Annotated in this window: 11 protein-coding genes; 10 read left to right on the top strand and 1 reads right to left on the bottom strand. The window is 74.2% G+C overall.

Going from position 1 to position 15,949, the window contains the following annotated elements:
• Window positions 1-115 precede the first annotated feature (115 nt).
• The 3 genes from ACFV61_RS14620 to ACFV61_RS14610 all read left to right on the top strand — a co-directional run bounded on the left by ACFV61_RS14620 (window position 116) and on the right by ACFV61_RS14610 (window position 3,296).
• A complete protein-coding gene (locus tag ACFV61_RS14620; protein WP_380345962.1) occupies window positions 116-1,453 on the top strand; it encodes an MFS transporter in 1,338 nt (445 codons plus the stop codon).
• A gap of 96 nt (window positions 1,454-1,549) precedes the next feature.
• Window positions 1,550-2,209: a hypothetical protein gene (locus ACFV61_RS14615; RefSeq protein WP_380491906.1), complete on the top strand. Its 660-nt coding sequence runs from the start codon at window positions 1,550-1,552 to the stop codon at window positions 2,207-2,209.
• Window positions 2,210-2,243: 34 nt separating this feature from the next.
• On the top strand, window positions 2,244-3,296 hold the full coding sequence (locus tag ACFV61_RS14610) for a hypothetical protein (protein ID WP_380491905.1): 1,053 nt from the start codon (window positions 2,244-2,246) through the stop codon (window positions 3,294-3,296).
• A 58-nt stretch (window positions 3,297-3,354) separates the two neighbouring features.
• Here ACFV61_RS14610 and ACFV61_RS14605 read toward each other — a convergent pair whose 3' ends face one another.
• The gene (locus ACFV61_RS14605) at window positions 3,355-4,755 is read right to left on the bottom strand and encodes a CCA tRNA nucleotidyltransferase (protein WP_380345967.1); all 1,401 of its coding nucleotides are present in this window, start codon (window positions 4,753-4,755) and stop codon (window positions 3,355-3,357) included.
• Window positions 4,756-5,110: 355 nt separating this feature from the next.
• On the opposite strand from ACFV61_RS14605, the gene ACFV61_RS14600 reads away from it, so the two are divergent.
• From ACFV61_RS14600 to trxA, 7 genes are all read left to right on the top strand, one after another.
• Window positions 5,111-7,690: a DUF6049 family protein gene (locus ACFV61_RS14600; RefSeq protein ID WP_380491903.1), complete on the top strand. Its 2,580-nt coding sequence runs from the start codon at window positions 5,111-5,113 to the stop codon at window positions 7,688-7,690.
• A gap of 57 nt (window positions 7,691-7,747) precedes the next feature.
• On the top strand, window positions 7,748-10,213 hold the full coding sequence (gene murJ / locus ACFV61_RS14595) for a murein biosynthesis integral membrane protein MurJ (protein WP_380491901.1): 2,466 nt from the start codon (window positions 7,748-7,750) through the stop codon (window positions 10,211-10,213).
• A gap of 307 nt (window positions 10,214-10,520) precedes the next feature.
• Window positions 10,521-12,521, top strand: a complete 2,001-nt coding sequence (locus ACFV61_RS14590) for a protein kinase family protein (RefSeq protein ID WP_380491899.1) — start codon at window positions 10,521-10,523, stop codon at window positions 12,519-12,521.
• A 42-nt stretch (window positions 12,522-12,563) separates the two neighbouring features.
• Window positions 12,564-13,292, top strand: a complete 729-nt coding sequence (sigM, locus tag ACFV61_RS14585) for an RNA polymerase sigma factor SigM (RefSeq protein WP_380379737.1) — start codon at window positions 12,564-12,566, stop codon at window positions 13,290-13,292.
• Window positions 13,289-14,254, top strand: a complete 966-nt coding sequence (locus ACFV61_RS14580; RefSeq protein ID WP_380491897.1) for a hypothetical protein — start codon at window positions 13,289-13,291, stop codon at window positions 14,252-14,254. Before sigM ends, ACFV61_RS14580 begins: the two co-directional genes overlap by 4 nt.
• A 202-nt stretch (window positions 14,255-14,456) precedes the next feature.
• On the top strand, window positions 14,457-15,425 hold the full coding sequence (trxB, locus tag ACFV61_RS14575; RefSeq protein WP_063348471.1) for a thioredoxin-disulfide reductase: 969 nt from the start codon (window positions 14,457-14,459) through the stop codon (window positions 15,423-15,425).
• A 143-nt stretch (window positions 15,426-15,568) separates the two neighbouring features.
• Window positions 15,569-15,895: a thioredoxin gene (trxA, locus tag ACFV61_RS14570; protein ID WP_063348470.1), complete on the top strand. Its 327-nt coding sequence runs from the start codon at window positions 15,569-15,571 to the stop codon at window positions 15,893-15,895.
• The last annotated feature ends 54 nt before the right edge of the window (window positions 15,896-15,949 follow it).

The following is a 15,949-nucleotide window of genomic DNA, read 5'->3' as shown; positions in this document are numbered from 1 at the left end:
CGCCCCCCCCGCCCCCCGCGCGCGGCGCCCACTATCGGGGGAGGGGGGGCCCTTCACCGTTTCTCGGCGAATGTTTCACGTGAACCCGCGGCCGGTTCCATGGCACTCTGGGCGGGTGGCGATCACCGAGAACGGCAGCACCCACCAGTCCGCACACCGTGCCACGCTTCTCGGTCTGCTCCGCGGCCGGGACTTCCGGCGGCTGCTGACCGCCCGGGTGCTCTCCCAGCTCTCGGACGGCGTCTTCCAGGTCTCGCTCGCCGCCTACGTCGTGTTCTCCCCGGAGAAGCAGTCCTCCCCCGCCGACATCGCCTCGGTGCTGGCCGTGATGCTGCTGCCGTTCTCGGTGATCGGCCCGTTCGCCGGGGTGCTGCTGGACCGCTGGCGCCGCCGCCAGGTGCTCTACTACGGCAACCTGGCCCGCTTCGGGCTCGGCCTCGTCACCGGCGCCCTGCTCCTGGCGGAGGCGCCGACCTGGCTGTTCTTCGCCTCGGCGCTGCTGGTCACCGCGCTCAACCGGTTCATCCTGGCCGGCCTGTCCGCCGCCCTGCCCCGGGTGGTCGAGCAGGACCAGCTGGTCACCGCCAACGCGCTCTCCCCCACGCTGGGCACGGTCGCCGCCGCCTCCGGCGGAGGGGTCGGCTTCCTGCTGCACCAGGTGATGACCCCCGGGCCGAAGGCCGACGCCGCGCTGGTCACGGTGGCCGCGCTGCTCTACCTGTCGGCCGCACTGGCCGCCCGCCGGATGGACCGCGACCTGCTCGGCCCGGAGAAGCACGGCGACCGCCCGGCGCTCGGCCAGGCGCTGGTCCGGGCCGCCGTCGAACTCGGCGCCGCCGTGCGCCACTTGGTGCGGGACTGCCGGCCCGCCGTGCACGCGCTGGCCGCCGTCACCGCGGCCCGGTTCTGCTACGGCGTGCTGATCGTGGTCGTGGTGATGCTCGCCCGGTACACCTTCAACGACCCGTCCGACAGCGCGGCCGGACTGGTCACGCTCGGCCAGGCGGTCGGCCTGTCCGCCGCCGGGTTCTTCGTCGCCGCGCTGGTCAGCCCCTGGTGCACCCGGCGGCTCGGCCTGGCCGGCTGGCTGACGGTCTGCCTGGCGGCCCCGGTGGTCTTCGTCCCGGCGCTCGGCCTGAGCTTCACCCTGCTGCCCTGCCTGCTCGCGGCGCTGCTGCTCGGGGTGGTCACCCAGGGCACCAAGATCTGCGCCGACACCGTGGTCCAGGAGTCGGTCGAGGACGAGTACCGCGGCCGGGTCTTCGCGATCTACGACGTGCTGTTCAACGTCGCCTTCGTGACCGCCGCCCTGGTCACGGCGCTGGTGCTGCCGCTCTCCGGCCGCTCGGTCGTGGTGGTGGTCGGGGTCGCCGCGGTGTACGGGCTCTCGGCGCTCCTCTACCTGCGCTCCGCCCGGCGGTACGGTCCGCTCCCCGGCGACCGAGCCTCCTGAAGGCCCTCGGCCCCTCGGAACGGTGGCGTCCGACCGAGTCGCTAAGGTACGTCAGACCTGTCGGAGCGACAGCACTCGGCCTCGGGGGACGAACTGATGAGCACACCGCCCGGCCCGTACGGGCCACCTCCGCCGTACGGGCCGCCCCCGCAGCCGGCCCCGCCGTACGGGCAGGTGCCGTACATCCCGTCGCAGCCCCAGCCCGCACCGCCCGGCTTCGGACCGCCCCAGCCCGGACCACCCCAGCCCGCACCGCCCCAGCCCGCACCGCCCGGCTTCGGACCGCCCCCGGCCTACGGCCAGCAGCCGCCCGGCTACGGCGCCCAGTCGCCGTACGGCCAGCAGCCGCCCGCCGGTCCGTACGGCTACCCGCCGCCCGCCTCCGCCGCCGAGGCGCCCTCCGCGAAGCGCGGCGTCAAGGCGAAGCTGCGGATCGTCGGCCTGGTCGGCGGCTGCCTCGCGCTGGCCGTCGGCTACTTCGCCAGCGGCCCGAGCGTCAGCAGCGCCAAGCCCGGCGACTGCGTCCGGGTGAGCGGCACCCGCGATGTCGAGATCGTCAAGTGCACTGACGCCAAAGCGAATTACCGGGTCCTGTCGACGTTCGGCGACACCACCGACGTGAACCGCTGCCGGCAAACGCCGCAGACCACCAGCGCCGTCTCGGGCAAGAGCGGACGCCGCTGGAACAAGAAGCGGTACGTGCTCTGCCTCGGCCCGATGACCCCGGCCGGCGCCCCGCTGCCGGGGAAGGCCTGACCTCTCCACCACCACCGCATCCCCGGGGGACCTCTTGTCCATTCCGCCGCCCCAGCTGCCGGACGGCGCCCCGCCGCCCGACGACGGCAACCCGTACGCCACCGGCAACCCCTACGGCCGGCCGACCCCGCCCCCGCCGCCGGGCCCGCCGCCCGGCTACGGCTACCCGACCGCCCCGCCGCCGCCCGACCAGCCGTACGGCTACCCCCCGCAGCCCGCGCCCGGCTACGGGTACGGGTACCCGCCACCGGCGCCGCAGGACGGGCCCGCCTGCCGCTTCTGCGGCGGCTTCCCGGCCGTGGACGCCACCGTCCGCGGCCACCAGGGCCTGGTCCTGGCCTACCGGATGCTGCGGATGCCGGGCCCGTTCTGCCGCACCTGCGGGACGGCGACGGTGCGCGACCTGTCCGCCCGCACCCTGGTCCAGGGCTGGTGGAGCCCGGCGTCGGTGCTGCTGGCGCCGATCACCCTGCTGCTGAACCTCGCCGCCAACGGCAAGGTCAAGCGGCTGCCGCCGCCCGTCCCGGGCAGCCACGGCCCCCAGCTCGACCCCGGCGTCCCGCTGGGCCGGCGGCCGCACGCGCTGATGCTGCTGCTGCCGCTCTCGGTGGTCGTCACGCTGGTCCTGGCCGCTACCGGGGTGCTCGGCCCGAAGAAGGACGACCCGGTCGCGCCGATCGCGATACCGACGGTGACGGTGCCCCCGGTGACCACCTTCTCGCCGCCGCCGACCTACACGCCGCGGCCGTTCCCCTCGCCGACGTTCAGCATGCCGCCGGTGCCCACCATCACGCTGCCGCCGCCGACCGCCCCCAGCACCGCTGCCGACAGCATCGACCGGGCCAACCCCGGCGACTGCCTGCGCAACGAGAACGGCACCGGCGCGACCCACGACGCCAACCCGAAGATCACCATGCTGCCCTGCGGCGACTCCCGCGCCCAGTACAAGGTGGTCTTCAAGTACCTGGCCACCTCCGACGAGAAGGTCTGCGAGAAGCAGCCGAAGTCGGACAGCACCTACACCCGCACCTACTCCAACCTGCCGGCCCTCAACTACGTGCTCTGCCTGCAGAGCCTCCACGGCTGACCCGGCACGCCCGAGGGGTGGTCCCGGCCGACGCCGGGACCACCCCTCGCAGCACCTCTCAGCCCTGCTGCTCGGCCCACCAGGCCCGCAGCGCGGCCACCGCCGCGTCGTGCTCCAGCGGGCCGTGCTCCAGCCGGAGTTCGAGCATGTGCTTGTACGCCTTGCCGACCTGCGGGCCGGGCTTGAGCCCGAGCAGCTCCATGATCTGGTTGCCGTCCAGCGCCGGGCGGACGGCGTCCAGCTCCTCCTGGGCCTTCAGCTCGGTGATCCGCTGCTCCAGGCCGTCGTAGGTGCGCGACAGCGCCGCCGCCTTCTTGCGGTTGCGGGTGGTGCAGTCGGAGCGGGTGAGCTTGTGCAGGCGCTCCAGCAGCGGTCCGGCGTCGGTGACGTAGCGGCGCACCGCGGAGTCCGTCCACTCGCCGCCGCCGTAGCCGTGGAAGCGCAGGTGCAGCTCGACCAGCTGCGAGACGTCCTCGGTGAGCTCCTTGGAGTACTTGAGCTCGCGCATCCGCTTGCGGGTCATCTTGGCGCCGACCACCTCGTGGTGGTGGAAGGAGACCCGGCCGTCCGACTCGAAGCGGCGGGTGCGCGGCTTGCCGATGTCGTGCAGCAGCGCGGCCAGCCGCAGGGTGAGGTCCGGGCCGTCCTGCTCCAGGTCGACGGCCTGTTCCAGGACGGTCAGCGAGTGCTCGTAGACGTCCTTGTGCCGGTGGTGCTCGTCGCGCTCCAGCCGCAGTGCGGGCAGCTCGGGCAGCACGTGGTCGGCCAGGCCGGTGTCGACCAGCAGCCGCAGGCCCTTCACCGGGTGCTTGGCCAGCAGCAGCTTGTTCAGCTCGGCCTGGACGCGCTCGGCGGACACGATGGTGATCCGCTCGGCCATCGCGGTCATCGCGGCGACGACCTCGGGGGCCGGCTCGAAGTCGAGCTGGGCGGCGAAGCGGGCGGCGCGCATCATCCGCAGCGGGTCGTCGGAGAAGGACTCCTCGGGGGTCGCGGGGGTGCGCAGCACCCGGGCCTCCAGGTCGTCCAGGCCGTGGTGCGGGTCGACGAAGCCGCGGCCGGGCAGGTCGACGGCCATCGCGTTGACGGTGAAGTCCCGGCGGACCAGGTCCTGCTCGATGGTGTCGCCGTAGGTGACCTCGGGCTTGCGGGAGGTCCGGTCGTACGCCTCGGAGCGGTAGGTGGTGATCTCGATCAGGAAGGAGCCCTCGGGGGTGTCCTTGCGGGCGCCGACCGTGCCGAAGGCGATGCCGACGTCCCAGACCGCGTCCGCCCAGCCCTTGACCAGCCTGAGCACCTGCTGCGGGCGGGCGTCGGTGGTGAAGTCCAGGTCGTTGCCGAGCCGGCCGAGCAGGGCGTCCCGCACCGAGCCGCCGACCAGGGCCAGCCGGTGGCCGGCCGCCTCGAACCGACGGGCGATCTCGTCGGCCACCGGCGACACCCGCAGCAGCTCTTGCAGCCCCAGGGTCTGGGCCTCGCTCAGGCCTGGGACGGCCTGGACGGCGGTGCTGGAACGGTCGAGGTGCGCGGTGGACTCATTGGCAGTGGACACGGCTCACAAGAGTACGTGGCCCGACAGGTCAACCGCCCGCGCGTTTTGGGCGTCTCACCCCAAGGCCCGCGACACTGCACCGCGGGCTGCATCGTTACCATGCCGGTGGACGAGTCTCGGGCACCGGACAGGGGATGCGGTGTCGCGTGCCGCCGTGGCCGGCGGAGCTCCCGCGGCACCAGCGCGGCGAACTGCGTCGAGCGAAGAACGTCAAGCGAACAGCATCAGCAGCGAGCGATCGAGAACGGCGAGGGCGGAACGAGTGAGTGAGCCGGCACGGCACTCGGGCCTGGGGGCGGACCGACGGCCCGGAAGGACCCAACGCCCCGTCGAAGGGCACGGCACGGGGCGGCGCGCGGGGCAGGCGGCCCGCCGCCTCGCCGCCGCCTGCGGGGCCGCCCTGGCCCTGTTCTCAGCGGTCGCCCCGGCCGCGGCGCTACCCGCCGGGGGCGGCGTCCGGCCGACCACCGACAACGGCGTCTCGGCCGAGTACCCGGTGGAGATGACCATCGAGACGGTGGCACCGCAGGTGGCCAGCCCGAACGGCATCGTGAAGATCACCGGGCACGTCACCAACACCGGCAAGGCCGCGGTCAAGAACGCCCACGCGGCCGTCCGCAAGCCGCTGTCCAGCAAGCCGCTGCAGCGGCGCAGCGACCTGTCCCTGGTGACCACCCGCAGCGGCCCGACCAACTCCGACGGCGTGGAGCTGGACAGCCCGCAGTACGCCCTGCCGGAGCTGGGTCCGGGCCAGAACCAGCCCTACACCCTGAGCGTCTCGGTGAGCGACCTCGGGCTGTCCGACAGCGGCGTCTACGAGCTCGCGGTGGACGCCTGGGGCTCGACCGCCGACAACCAGCGCGACCGGCCGCTGGGCATCGCCCGGACCTTCCTGCCGTACAACCCGGGCGGCGCCGAGGCGCAGCCCAGCAAGGTCACCACGCTCTGGCCGCTGGTGCACGCGCCGGTACTGGCCGCGCAGACCTACTCCGACAACGACCAGCCCGTCCCCGTCCTGCGCGACGACAGCCTGACCGCCGAGTTCTCCCCGGGCGGCCGGCTGTACGAGCTGGTCGACACCGGGGCCAAGATGACCGGGCTGACCTGGGTGGTCGACCCGGACCTGCTGGACACCGCGTTCGCGATGACCAGGCCGTACCGGGTACAGAAGCCGGGCCAGGACGTCGGCAAGCCCGCCAAGGACGACAACACCGTCCCCGGCACCGGCCAGGCCGCCGCCACGGCCTGGCTGGACAAGCTGCGGGCCGCCGTCGCCAAGCCGGGCGGCCAGGTGGTGTCACTGCCCTACGCCGACCCGGACCTCGCCTCGATCGCGCACAACGGCGCCGACCTGACCGGGATGGGCACCGCCCTGGGCAAGGCGGCCACCGCCGGCCGGCTCACCGTCGAGGGGCGGCTGTCCGTCGACACCCGCTCGGACGTGGCCTGGCCGTACCAGGGCTACCTCGACCAGCAGATCGCGGGCATCGCCCAGCAGGCCGGCGACGGCCTGGTCCTGGTCAACGGCGCGAGCATGCCGGAGCCGGACGCGATGAACTACACCCCGACCGCGGTGCGCCCGATCGGCAGCGGGCAGAACGCGGTGGTCGCCGACGAGACCGTCTCCTCGCTGTTCCAGACCGACCTCGCCACCCCGCAGGCACAGACCAAGGCGAACCAGCGCTTCCTCGCCGAGACCTACACGATCACCCACGAGCAGCCGCAGAACCAGCGCGGCCTGCTGGTGATGCCACCGCGCGACCTGACCGCGAGCACCGCCAAGGTGCTGGCGGACGCCCTGCAGACGGCCTCCGACAACAAGTGGCTCGCCCCGGTCAAGCTGGACACCCTGGCCCAGGCCTCGCCCGACCAGAAGGCCAACACCGCCGTCCCGGCGGCCGCCGACTACCCGGCCCAGGTCCGCGCCTCGGAGCTGTCCGCGGCCGAGCTGAGCAGCACCGACGAGATCCAGCAGAACCTGGACACGCTGATGCGGGTGCTCACCCTGCCGCAGCGGGTGCGCGGCCCGTTCAGCGCCGCGATGGTCCGCTCGCTGTCCACCGCGTGGCGCACCGACGCGGCGGCCGGCAGCACCTACCGCGCGGACGTCGCCAAGTACCTGGACGAACTGACCGGGGCCGTCCGGGTGCCGAAGAAGAACGTCGTCACCTTCGCCGGCAACACCGGTCTGCTCCCGGTCAGCGTCCGCAACGACCTCACCCAGACCGTCACCAACCTCAAGCTGGTGCTCACCTCGCCGCAGCCGAACCGGCTGCGGGTGGGCAAGGAGGAGGAACTGGTCATCCCCGCCTCCCAGAGCGTCACCCTCCGGTTCAACGCCGAGGCGCACAACAACGGCCCGGTCAACATGACCGCCCAGCTCTGGACCACCGGCCCCAACCCGCAGAAGTACGGCGCACCGCAGCAGTTCAGGGTGGACGTCACCTCGGTGACCAACGGCGTGCTGTACGTCTTCGCGGCCGGCGCCGCCCTGCTGCTGCTGGCCGCGCTGCGCTTCGTGCGCCAGCGCAAGCGGCGGGCCGGGCAGCCGCACACCGACGGCGACCAGCCGGTCGACGGCCCGGCGGCGGACGGCGCACCGGCCCCGGCGGCGGACGAGGCCCGGGACGGGGCGCGGGACGCTGGCGGGGACGCGAGCGGGGAGAAGCCCGACGGCGAGGCCGGGGGCGGTGCCGGCGAACCCTCCGGGAACGGCCCCGGCGGCGGCCCCGAAGACGGCTCCGGCGGCGGATCCGCCGAGGCCGGCCCCGCGCAGACACCGCGCGGCAGCAACGCGGATGGCCGGGATCGGACCGCCAGTGATGAGAAGGTTGGTCCTTGATACCGCCGACCCCCCGCAACGCCGGGCCGGCCTCCCCCACGACAGCGAAGAGGTGACATGACCGGGCGCAGCGAGGAGCGGCCGCCGGGCCGCGGTGAGAACCGGCCGGGCGCCGAGTCGCCGTCCGGCGACTGGTACGTGGCCGACACCTACGCCCAGGACCCGTACGCGGCCGACGCGTACGGGAACCCGCAGGCCGGCCAGGACCCGTACGGTCTGCGGGCCGACCGGCCCGCGGCACCTCAGCCGCCGGCCACCGCGTACGACGTGCCGCCGCAGCTGCCGCCGCAGGGCGGCGGCTACCCGACGCCGGTGCCGCCGGCGCAGTACTCGGCGCCGACGCCGTTCGCGGCCCCGGTGCCGCCCGTGCAGCCCGGCTGGGACACCCCGGTGCAGGCCGCCTGGCAGGAGGCCCCGGCCCCGGCCGGCGGCGGCCAGTGGGGCGGCCCGGAGCAGCCCCGGCCGCAGTGGGAGCCGGGCCCGGCGCACTCGACCTGGGACAGCGAGACCACCGAGTACGTCGGGGTGGACGCGCTGTTCGGCGGCCACCAGGCGCAGGCGGCGGCCCAGCCGCCGGTGCCCCCGCCCGCCCCGGTGCACCCGATGGCACCGCCGGTCGCGCCCCCGCCCCCCGCTGCCGCCTCGCCGTACCCGCCGGTGGGCGGCTACCCGGGGCAGCAGCAGTACGCCGGCCCGGACGGGCACCGCCCCTTCGTCCCCCCGATCGAGTTCGACCCGCCGCTCTCCGAGGACGAGGCCACCATGCAGGTGGCCGCCGTGGCGGTGCCGCCGGCGGTGGAGCCGCTGGCGGACCTCGTCGCCGAGGAGCGCGCCGCACAGCCGGCGCCCGCGGCCGAGCCCGCCCCGGCGGCCGGCGGCGGCAAGGTCGCGAGCCTGCTGAACTCCAGCGCGATCATGGCGGCTGGCACGCTGGTCTCCCGCGGCACCGGCTTCGTCCGGACCATGGTGATCACCGCCGCCATCGGCGTCGCCGCCATGGGCGACTCGTACAACGCCGCCTACACCCTGCCGACCCTGCTGTACATCCTGATCGGCGGCGGCGCGCTGAACGCCGTCTTCGTGCCGCAGCTGGTGCGCAGCATGAAGAACGACGAGGACGGCGGCACCGCGTACGCCAACCGGCTGCTCACCCTGGTGATGGTCGGGCTCGGCGGCGTGGTGTTCCTCGCGGTGCTCGGGGCACCGCTGCTGGTGCAGCTGATCTCGCACTCGATGATGGAGAACGCGGACCGCGCCGAGACCACGGTCGCGCTGGCCCGGTACTGCCTGCCGACCATCTTCTTCATGGGCGTCCACGTGGTGATGGGGCAGATCCTCAACGCCCGCGGCCGGTTCGGCGCGATGATGTGGACCCCGGTCCTCAACAACATCGTGGTGATCTTCACCTTCGGCGCCTACATCTGGGTGTACGGCGGCTACAGCGGCACGCACGTGACGCCCGAGGGCATCTCGCCCGAGGGCGTCCGGCTGCTCGGCCTCGGCACCCTGCTCGGCCTGGTCGTCCAGTCGCTGGCGATGATCCCGTACCTGCGGTCGGCCGGCTTCCGCTACCGGCCGCGCTTCGACTGGCGCGGCCACGGCCTGGGCAAGGCCGCCCGGCTGGCCAAGTGGACCTTCTTCTTCGTGCTCGCCAACCAGGCCGGCTTCCTGGTCATCACCCAGCTGGCCACCGCCGCCGGCAGCGCCGCCGAGAAGGGCGGCCACGAGGGCGTCGGCCTCGCGGCGTTCTCCAACGCCCTGCTGATCTGGCAGCTCCCGCAGGCCGTGATCACCGTCTCGATCATGAGCGCGGTGCTCCCCCGGCTCTCCCGGGCGGCGGCCGACGAGGACGCCGGCGCCGTCCGCGACGACCTGTCGTACGGGCTGCGCACCACCGCGGTGGCGGTCGTCCCGGGCGCCTTCCTGTTCCTGTCGCTCGGCCCGGCGATCGCCCGCTCGATCTACGGGATCGGCGGCGGTGACCGGGCCCTGGACAACGCCTCCAACGTCGGCCTGATGCTCTCGGCCTTCGCGCTCGGGCTGATCCCGTACTCGGCCCAGTACGTCATGCTGCGCGGCTTCTACGCCTACGAGGACACCCGGACACCGTTCTCCAACACCGTCTGGGTCGCGGTCTGCCAGGCCGGGTTCTCGGTGGTCTGCTGGTTCACGCTGCCCGCCCAGTGGGCCGTGATCGGGATGTCCTTCGGCTATGGTCTGGCCTACGCCGTCGGGGTGACGGTCGCACTGCCGAAGTTGAAGAAGAAGATCGGCGGGCTGGACAGCAAGCGGATCGGCAAGACCTACAGTCGGCTGGCCACCGCCGGCGTGCCGTCCGCGCTGGTCGGCCTCGGCGTCAGCCTGGCGGTCCAGCAGGTGCTGGACGGCTGGCTGGGCAGCGTGCTGTCCCTCGTCGCGGGCGGCGGCCTCCAGCTGGCCGTGTTCGTGCTCATCGCGAAGCGCCTGCGGATCGAGGAGCTCAACGCCATGCTCGGCATGGTGCGCGGCCGGCTGGGCCGCTGATCCACCACACCGACCGACCGGACGAGCGGACGCCCTGACCGGGTGTCGACGGGAGCCACCAGCTCCTCCGCCCGTCCGGCCGGGTGCCGGGCCGCCGCCCGCGCCCGGCTCCGCCCGGGCCGCGAGATGGCGGCCCGGTGTCGGATCTGCACCACATCTCTCCACCAGCACGCAACCGAGCGCGCCCCTCAGCGGTCGTACTCGGTGGAGAAGAGTGGGCACAATTGTCCTGGAGCACGTGGCCGCCAACCCGCGGGCTCCAGCGACTCTCTCAAGCCGGGGCGACACAAGGGGAGGCAGGACCACGGTGGCTGATGGCACCAAGGCGGTCGTCGACACGTCAGCAGCTGACGCGGCGGCGGACGAGGCCGCACTGGCCGCGGCGATCGACGAGCTCACGGCGGGGAAGGCAGCCCCGGCGGGCGCCGTCGCCGACGCCTCCTCCCAGGACGCCTCCGAGGACCGGGGCGCCGCCCCGGACACCCCGATGGCCGCCGACCCGGACCCGGACACCGACCCCGCCGACCCCTCCGAGCCCTCCGACCTCTCCGACGCCGGCCAGGACGCCCCCCGCGGCGAGGAGACCTCGGAGATCACCGCTCCGCTTTCGGTCCACGAGATCGCCGCCGAGCTGGCCGCCGGCGGCACCGCCCGGCGCAAGCCCGCCGCCCCGGAGCCCGCGGCCGCCAAGCGCCGCCCCACCGACCCGCAGCCCACCGTCGACCCGCGCGACACCGCCACCCTGCCCCGCACCCTCCCCGCCCCGCTGCGGCACAGCGGCGACACGATCGGCCACCGGTACCGGCTGGAGGAGTGCATCTCCCAGACCGAGACCTTCAGCAGCTGGCGCGCGGTCGACGAGAAGCTGCGCCGGGCCGTCGGCGTCCACCTGATGGCCTCCGGCCACCAGCGCGCCCGCAAGGTGCTCGCCGCCGCCAAGTCCGCCGCCCTGCTCGGCGACCCGCGCTTCGTCCAGGTCCTGGACGCCGTCCAGGAGGGCGAGCTGGTCTACATCGTGCGGGAGTGGCTGCCGCACGCCTCCGACCTCGCCAAGCTGCTCGCCGACGGCCCGATGGAGCCGCACGAGGCGTACCAGATGGTCCGCCAGGTGACCGACGCGGTCGCCGCCGCCCACCGGCGCGGCCAGGCCCACCTGCGGCTCACCCCGCGCTGCGTGCTGCGCACCGACAGCGGCCAGTACCGGATCAACGGCATCGCGGTGGACGCCGCCCTGCGCGGGCTGCCCGACGAGGACGGCACCGACGGCTCCGAGCGCACCGACACCCGCGCGATCGGCGCCCTGCTGTTCGCCGCGCTCACCCACCGCTGGCCCTACCCGGAGGACCGCTACGACCTCCAGGGCCTGCCCAAGGGCCTCCAGAACGCCGCGCCGGACCAGGTCCGCGCGGGCGTCCACAAGGGCCTGTCCGAGCTGGCCGCGCGGGCCCTGTTCGACCACCCGCCGCACCACGCCGAGCCGATCACCACCCCGGAGGAGCTGACCCGGGCGATCGCGCAGATGCCCCGGATCCGCCAGCCCGAACCGGAGCTGCCCCCCTTCCCGGCCCCGCCCCGGCACAACACCCACGCGCTGCCGACCGCGCCCAACCCGACCCGGGTGGCCGACCCGGCGGTCGCCCCGCTGCCCGCCTCGTCCCGGCCGACCGCGAGCCGGCGCACCCGGCGACGGCTGCGCCGGGTGATCAAGGCGACGGCCTGGACGGTCGCCCTGGGCGCCATCGGCGTCGCCTCCTGGCAGTTCGTGGACACCCTGCGCAACACCAGCCCGACCACCCCCCCGCAGACCTCGGCCACCAGCGACGCACCGACCCCGCAGGCCAGCACCCACAACCCGACGCCGATCGCGCCCAAGGCCGCCCTCTCGTACAACCCGAAGGGCGATTCGGCGGAATCCGCCTGGGCCCTCCCCAAGGCCATCGACGGCGACCCCAGCACGAGCTGGCCGACCTACGGCTACGACGACCAGTTCGTCCCGGGCGGCTACAAGGAGGGCACCGGCCTGCTGATCGATCTCGGCTCGTCGCACGCCGTCAGCTCGGTGAACGTCCAGTTCGTCGGCACCACCACGGCCGAGCTGCGGATCCCGAACGCCCAGGCGGCGGACAACCCGCAGAAGGCGCCGCTGACCTCCTTCACGGTCGCGGGGAAGAAGAGCGGCAGCAACGTCGACTTCACCCTCAGCGCCCCAACGAACACCCGCTACCTCTTGATCTGGCTGACCAGCCTGCCGAAGGATACGGATGGCAAGTTCCGCGGGCAGGTCGCCGAGGTCAAGGTCTCCGGCTGACCGCAGGTCCGGCCTGCGGAACGACGGCGAGGGGGGCGAGGGGTGACGGTGGCGGAGGACGACGCGGCGCTGCTCGCCCGGCACGTCGCCGGCGACCCGGACGCCTTCGGCCTCCTGGTGAACCGCCACCGCGACCGGCTCTGGGCGGTCGCCCTGCGCACCCTGGGCGACCGCGAGGAGGCCGCCGACGCCCTCCAGGACGCCCTGGTCTCCGCCTTCCGCGCCGCCCCCGGCTTCCAGGGCCGCTCGGCGGTCACCACCTGGCTGCACCGGATCGTGGTCAACGCCTGTCTGGACCGCGCCCGGCGCAGCGCCACCCGCCGCACCACCCCGCTCGACGAGGACCCGCGGCGCCTGGACACCCTGGTCGGCGCCGCGGAACCGGCCGACTCCCCGGTGGTCCGGGCCGAGGTGCAGCGCGAGCTGGCCGCGGCGCTCGCCGAACTGCCCGCCGAGCAGCGGGCCGCACTCGTCCTGGTCGACATGCAGGGCTACCCCGTCGCCGAGGCCGCCGAGCTGCTGGGCGTCCCGGTGGGCACGGTGAAGAGCCGCTGCGCCCGGGGCCGGGCCCGGCTGCTCCCGCTGGTCCGCCATCTGCGCGAGAGCGGCGGTGGCGGGCCGGATGTTTCACGTGAAACACCGAACGCCCCCGGCGCGGCCGCGCCACCTCGGCGGAACGCGCCGGGGAACCCGACGGGCACCCGCACCGTCACAGGGACAGGCCCGAACACCGGTCGGACGGTTCTGGAAGGAGACGCGAGCACGCGATGACGGCCCACCTCTCCTCCTCCGGCCCCACCGGCCCCGCCGAGGCCCACCCCTCCGTCGACGAGCTCGCCGACCTCGCCGAGGGGCTGGTCGAGTCCGCCGACGCCGCCCGGACGCTGCGCCGGCACCTGGACGACTGCGCCGAGTGCCGCGAGACCGCCGACGCGCTCGGCGAGGTCCAGGCACTGCTCGGCGCCGTCGAGGCCCCGCCGATGCCCGCCGACGTCGCCGCCCGGCTGGACGCCGCCCTCGCCGCGGCCGCCGCCTCCGCAGCGACGGAGGAGGAGGCCGAGAACGCCCCCCTCGCGGCCTCCCGGGCCGCCACCCCCACCCTGCCCCCCCGGGCCGCCGCGGCGCCCGCCGCACCCCCTCCCCGGCCCGCCGCGCCCACCGGCCCGGGCCGCCCCCGCCCCCGGCGGCGGCGCGCCGGCCTGCTGCTCGGCGCGACCGCCGCCCTGGCCGCCATCGCCCTCGGCGCAGCCCTGCTGCTGCACCCGGCCGACCAGGACGACCAGCACCCGACCCTGTCCGCCGGCGCCCCCGCCTCCGCCTCCCTCGGCACCGGCGCAAGCCCCGGCACAGCGCAGAGCCCCCGCGCCGACCACGCCGCAGGGGCCGGCCCGACCTACCGGGACGACCAGCTCGCCGCCCAGATCCAGCAGCTGCTGGCCCGGTCGGGCACCGCCCCCGGGCTGCGCCCGACCGGGCCCGCCAAGCCCTCCGCCGCGATGCCCGCCGACGGCCGCCAGGAGCTCACCACCCAGGCCTCCCCACCGTCCTCCCCGCCGTCCTGCCAGGCCCTCGCCGAGGGCGTGCCGCTGGCCACCGACCACGGCAGCTACGCGGGCGCCCCGGTCGAGGTCCTGGTCTACCCGGCGCCCGGCCGGCCCGGGTTCGCGGACGTCTACCTGCGCTCCCCCGACTGCGGCCCGGTCGTGCTGCAGCGCACCGTGCCCACCCGTTGACGTCCCGGGGCGGGCGCCCAGGGGATCCGGGCTCCGTTCCCATGCGATCGACGAGCAGGGCGCCGCGCCGCTCCCACAGTGCGGTCGCCTGGTACTGATCCGCCTGGGAATGCGAGACACTGGTCAGTCGTTGTCCCGGGCGGCGGAGCAGAACCGCCCTCCCCGCACCTAGCGCGGGTCGCGATGCGAACCAGGAGATGCAGTGAGCGACGTCCGTAACGTGATCATCATCGGTTCCGGCCCGGCCGGCTACACGGCCGCGCTCTACACGGCGCGGGCCTCCCTCAAGCCGCTGGTCTTCGAGGGGGCCGTCACCGCCGGCGGCGCCCTGATGAACACCACCGAGGTCGAGAACTTCCCGGGCTTCCGGGACGGCATCATGGGCCCCGAGCTGATGGACAGCATGCGGGCGCAGGCCGAGCGCTTCGGCGCCGAGCTGATCCCGGACGACATCGTCTCGGTCGACCTCACCGGTGACATCAAGACCGTCACCGACTCCGAGGGCAACGTGCACCGGGCGCGCGCCGTGATCGTCACCACCGGCTCCCAGCACCGCAAGCTGGGCCTGCCGAACGAGGACAAGCTCTCCGGCCGCGGTGTCTCCTGGTGCGCCACCTGTGACGGCTTCTTCTTCCGCGACCAGGACATCGCCGTGGTCGGCGGCGGCGACACCGCCCTGGAGGAGGCGACCTTCCTCTCCCGCTTCGCCAAGAGCGTCACGATCATCCACCGCCGGGACAGCCTGCGCGCCTCCAAGGCGATGCAGGAGCGCGCCTTCGCCGACGAGAAGATCCGCTTCGAGTGGGACAGCGCGGTCGAGGCCATCCACGGCGACCCGAAGCTGAGCGGCGTGACCCTGCGCGACACCACCACCGGCGAGACCCGCGAGCTGGCCGTCACCGGCCTGTTCATCGCGATCGGCCACGACCCGCGCACCGACCTGTTCAAGGGCCAGCTGGACCTCGACGCGGAGGGCTACCTCAAGGTCGAGGCGCCCTCGACCCGGACCAACATCCCGGGCGTGTTCGGCGCCGGCGACGTCGTGGACCACACCTACCGCCAGGCCATCACGGCCTCCGGCACCGGCTGCTCCGCCGCCCTGGACGCCGAGCGCTACCTCGCCGCCCTGGACGACCTGGAGGCCAAGGCCACCGCCGCCGTGGCGGTCTGACCCCCTCGCCACCGACCGACCCCCGCGGGGGTGTGACACCCGTTTCACGTGAAACACCCCCGCCCCGGCCAGGGCGAAACAGAACGGGCCCGCCCGTTGTTCACCTGGCAGCAGCCCCCTCCGTCCGAACCCGAGGAGTTCCCGTGGCCGGCGCCACCACCACCGTCACCGACGCGACGTTCAAGGCCGACGTCCTGGACAGCGACAAGCCCGTGCTGGTCGACTTCTGGGCCACCTGGTGCGGCCCGTGCCGCCAGGTCGCCCCGATCCTGGACGAGATCGCTTCCGAGCACAGCGACAAGCTGACCATCGCCAAGCTGGACGTGGACGCCAACCAGGCGACCGCCGCCCAGTACGGCGTCATCTCGATCCCGACCCTGATCCTCTACAAGGGCGGCGAGCCGGTGAAGTCCATCACCGGTGCCCGTCCGAAGGCCGCGCTGCTGCGCGAGCTGGACGGCTTCATCTAGGCCCTGTCCGGTCGACCGGTCGTCGACCGTTACGGCGGCGGGGCTCCCCACACC

Origin of the sequence: Kitasatospora sp. NPDC059817, from assembly GCF_042731835.1 — a bacterium.
Classification (GTDB): Bacteria; Actinomycetota; Actinomycetes; order Streptomycetales; family Streptomycetaceae; genus Kitasatospora.
This window is presented reverse-complemented; position numbering and strand designations above follow the sequence as displayed.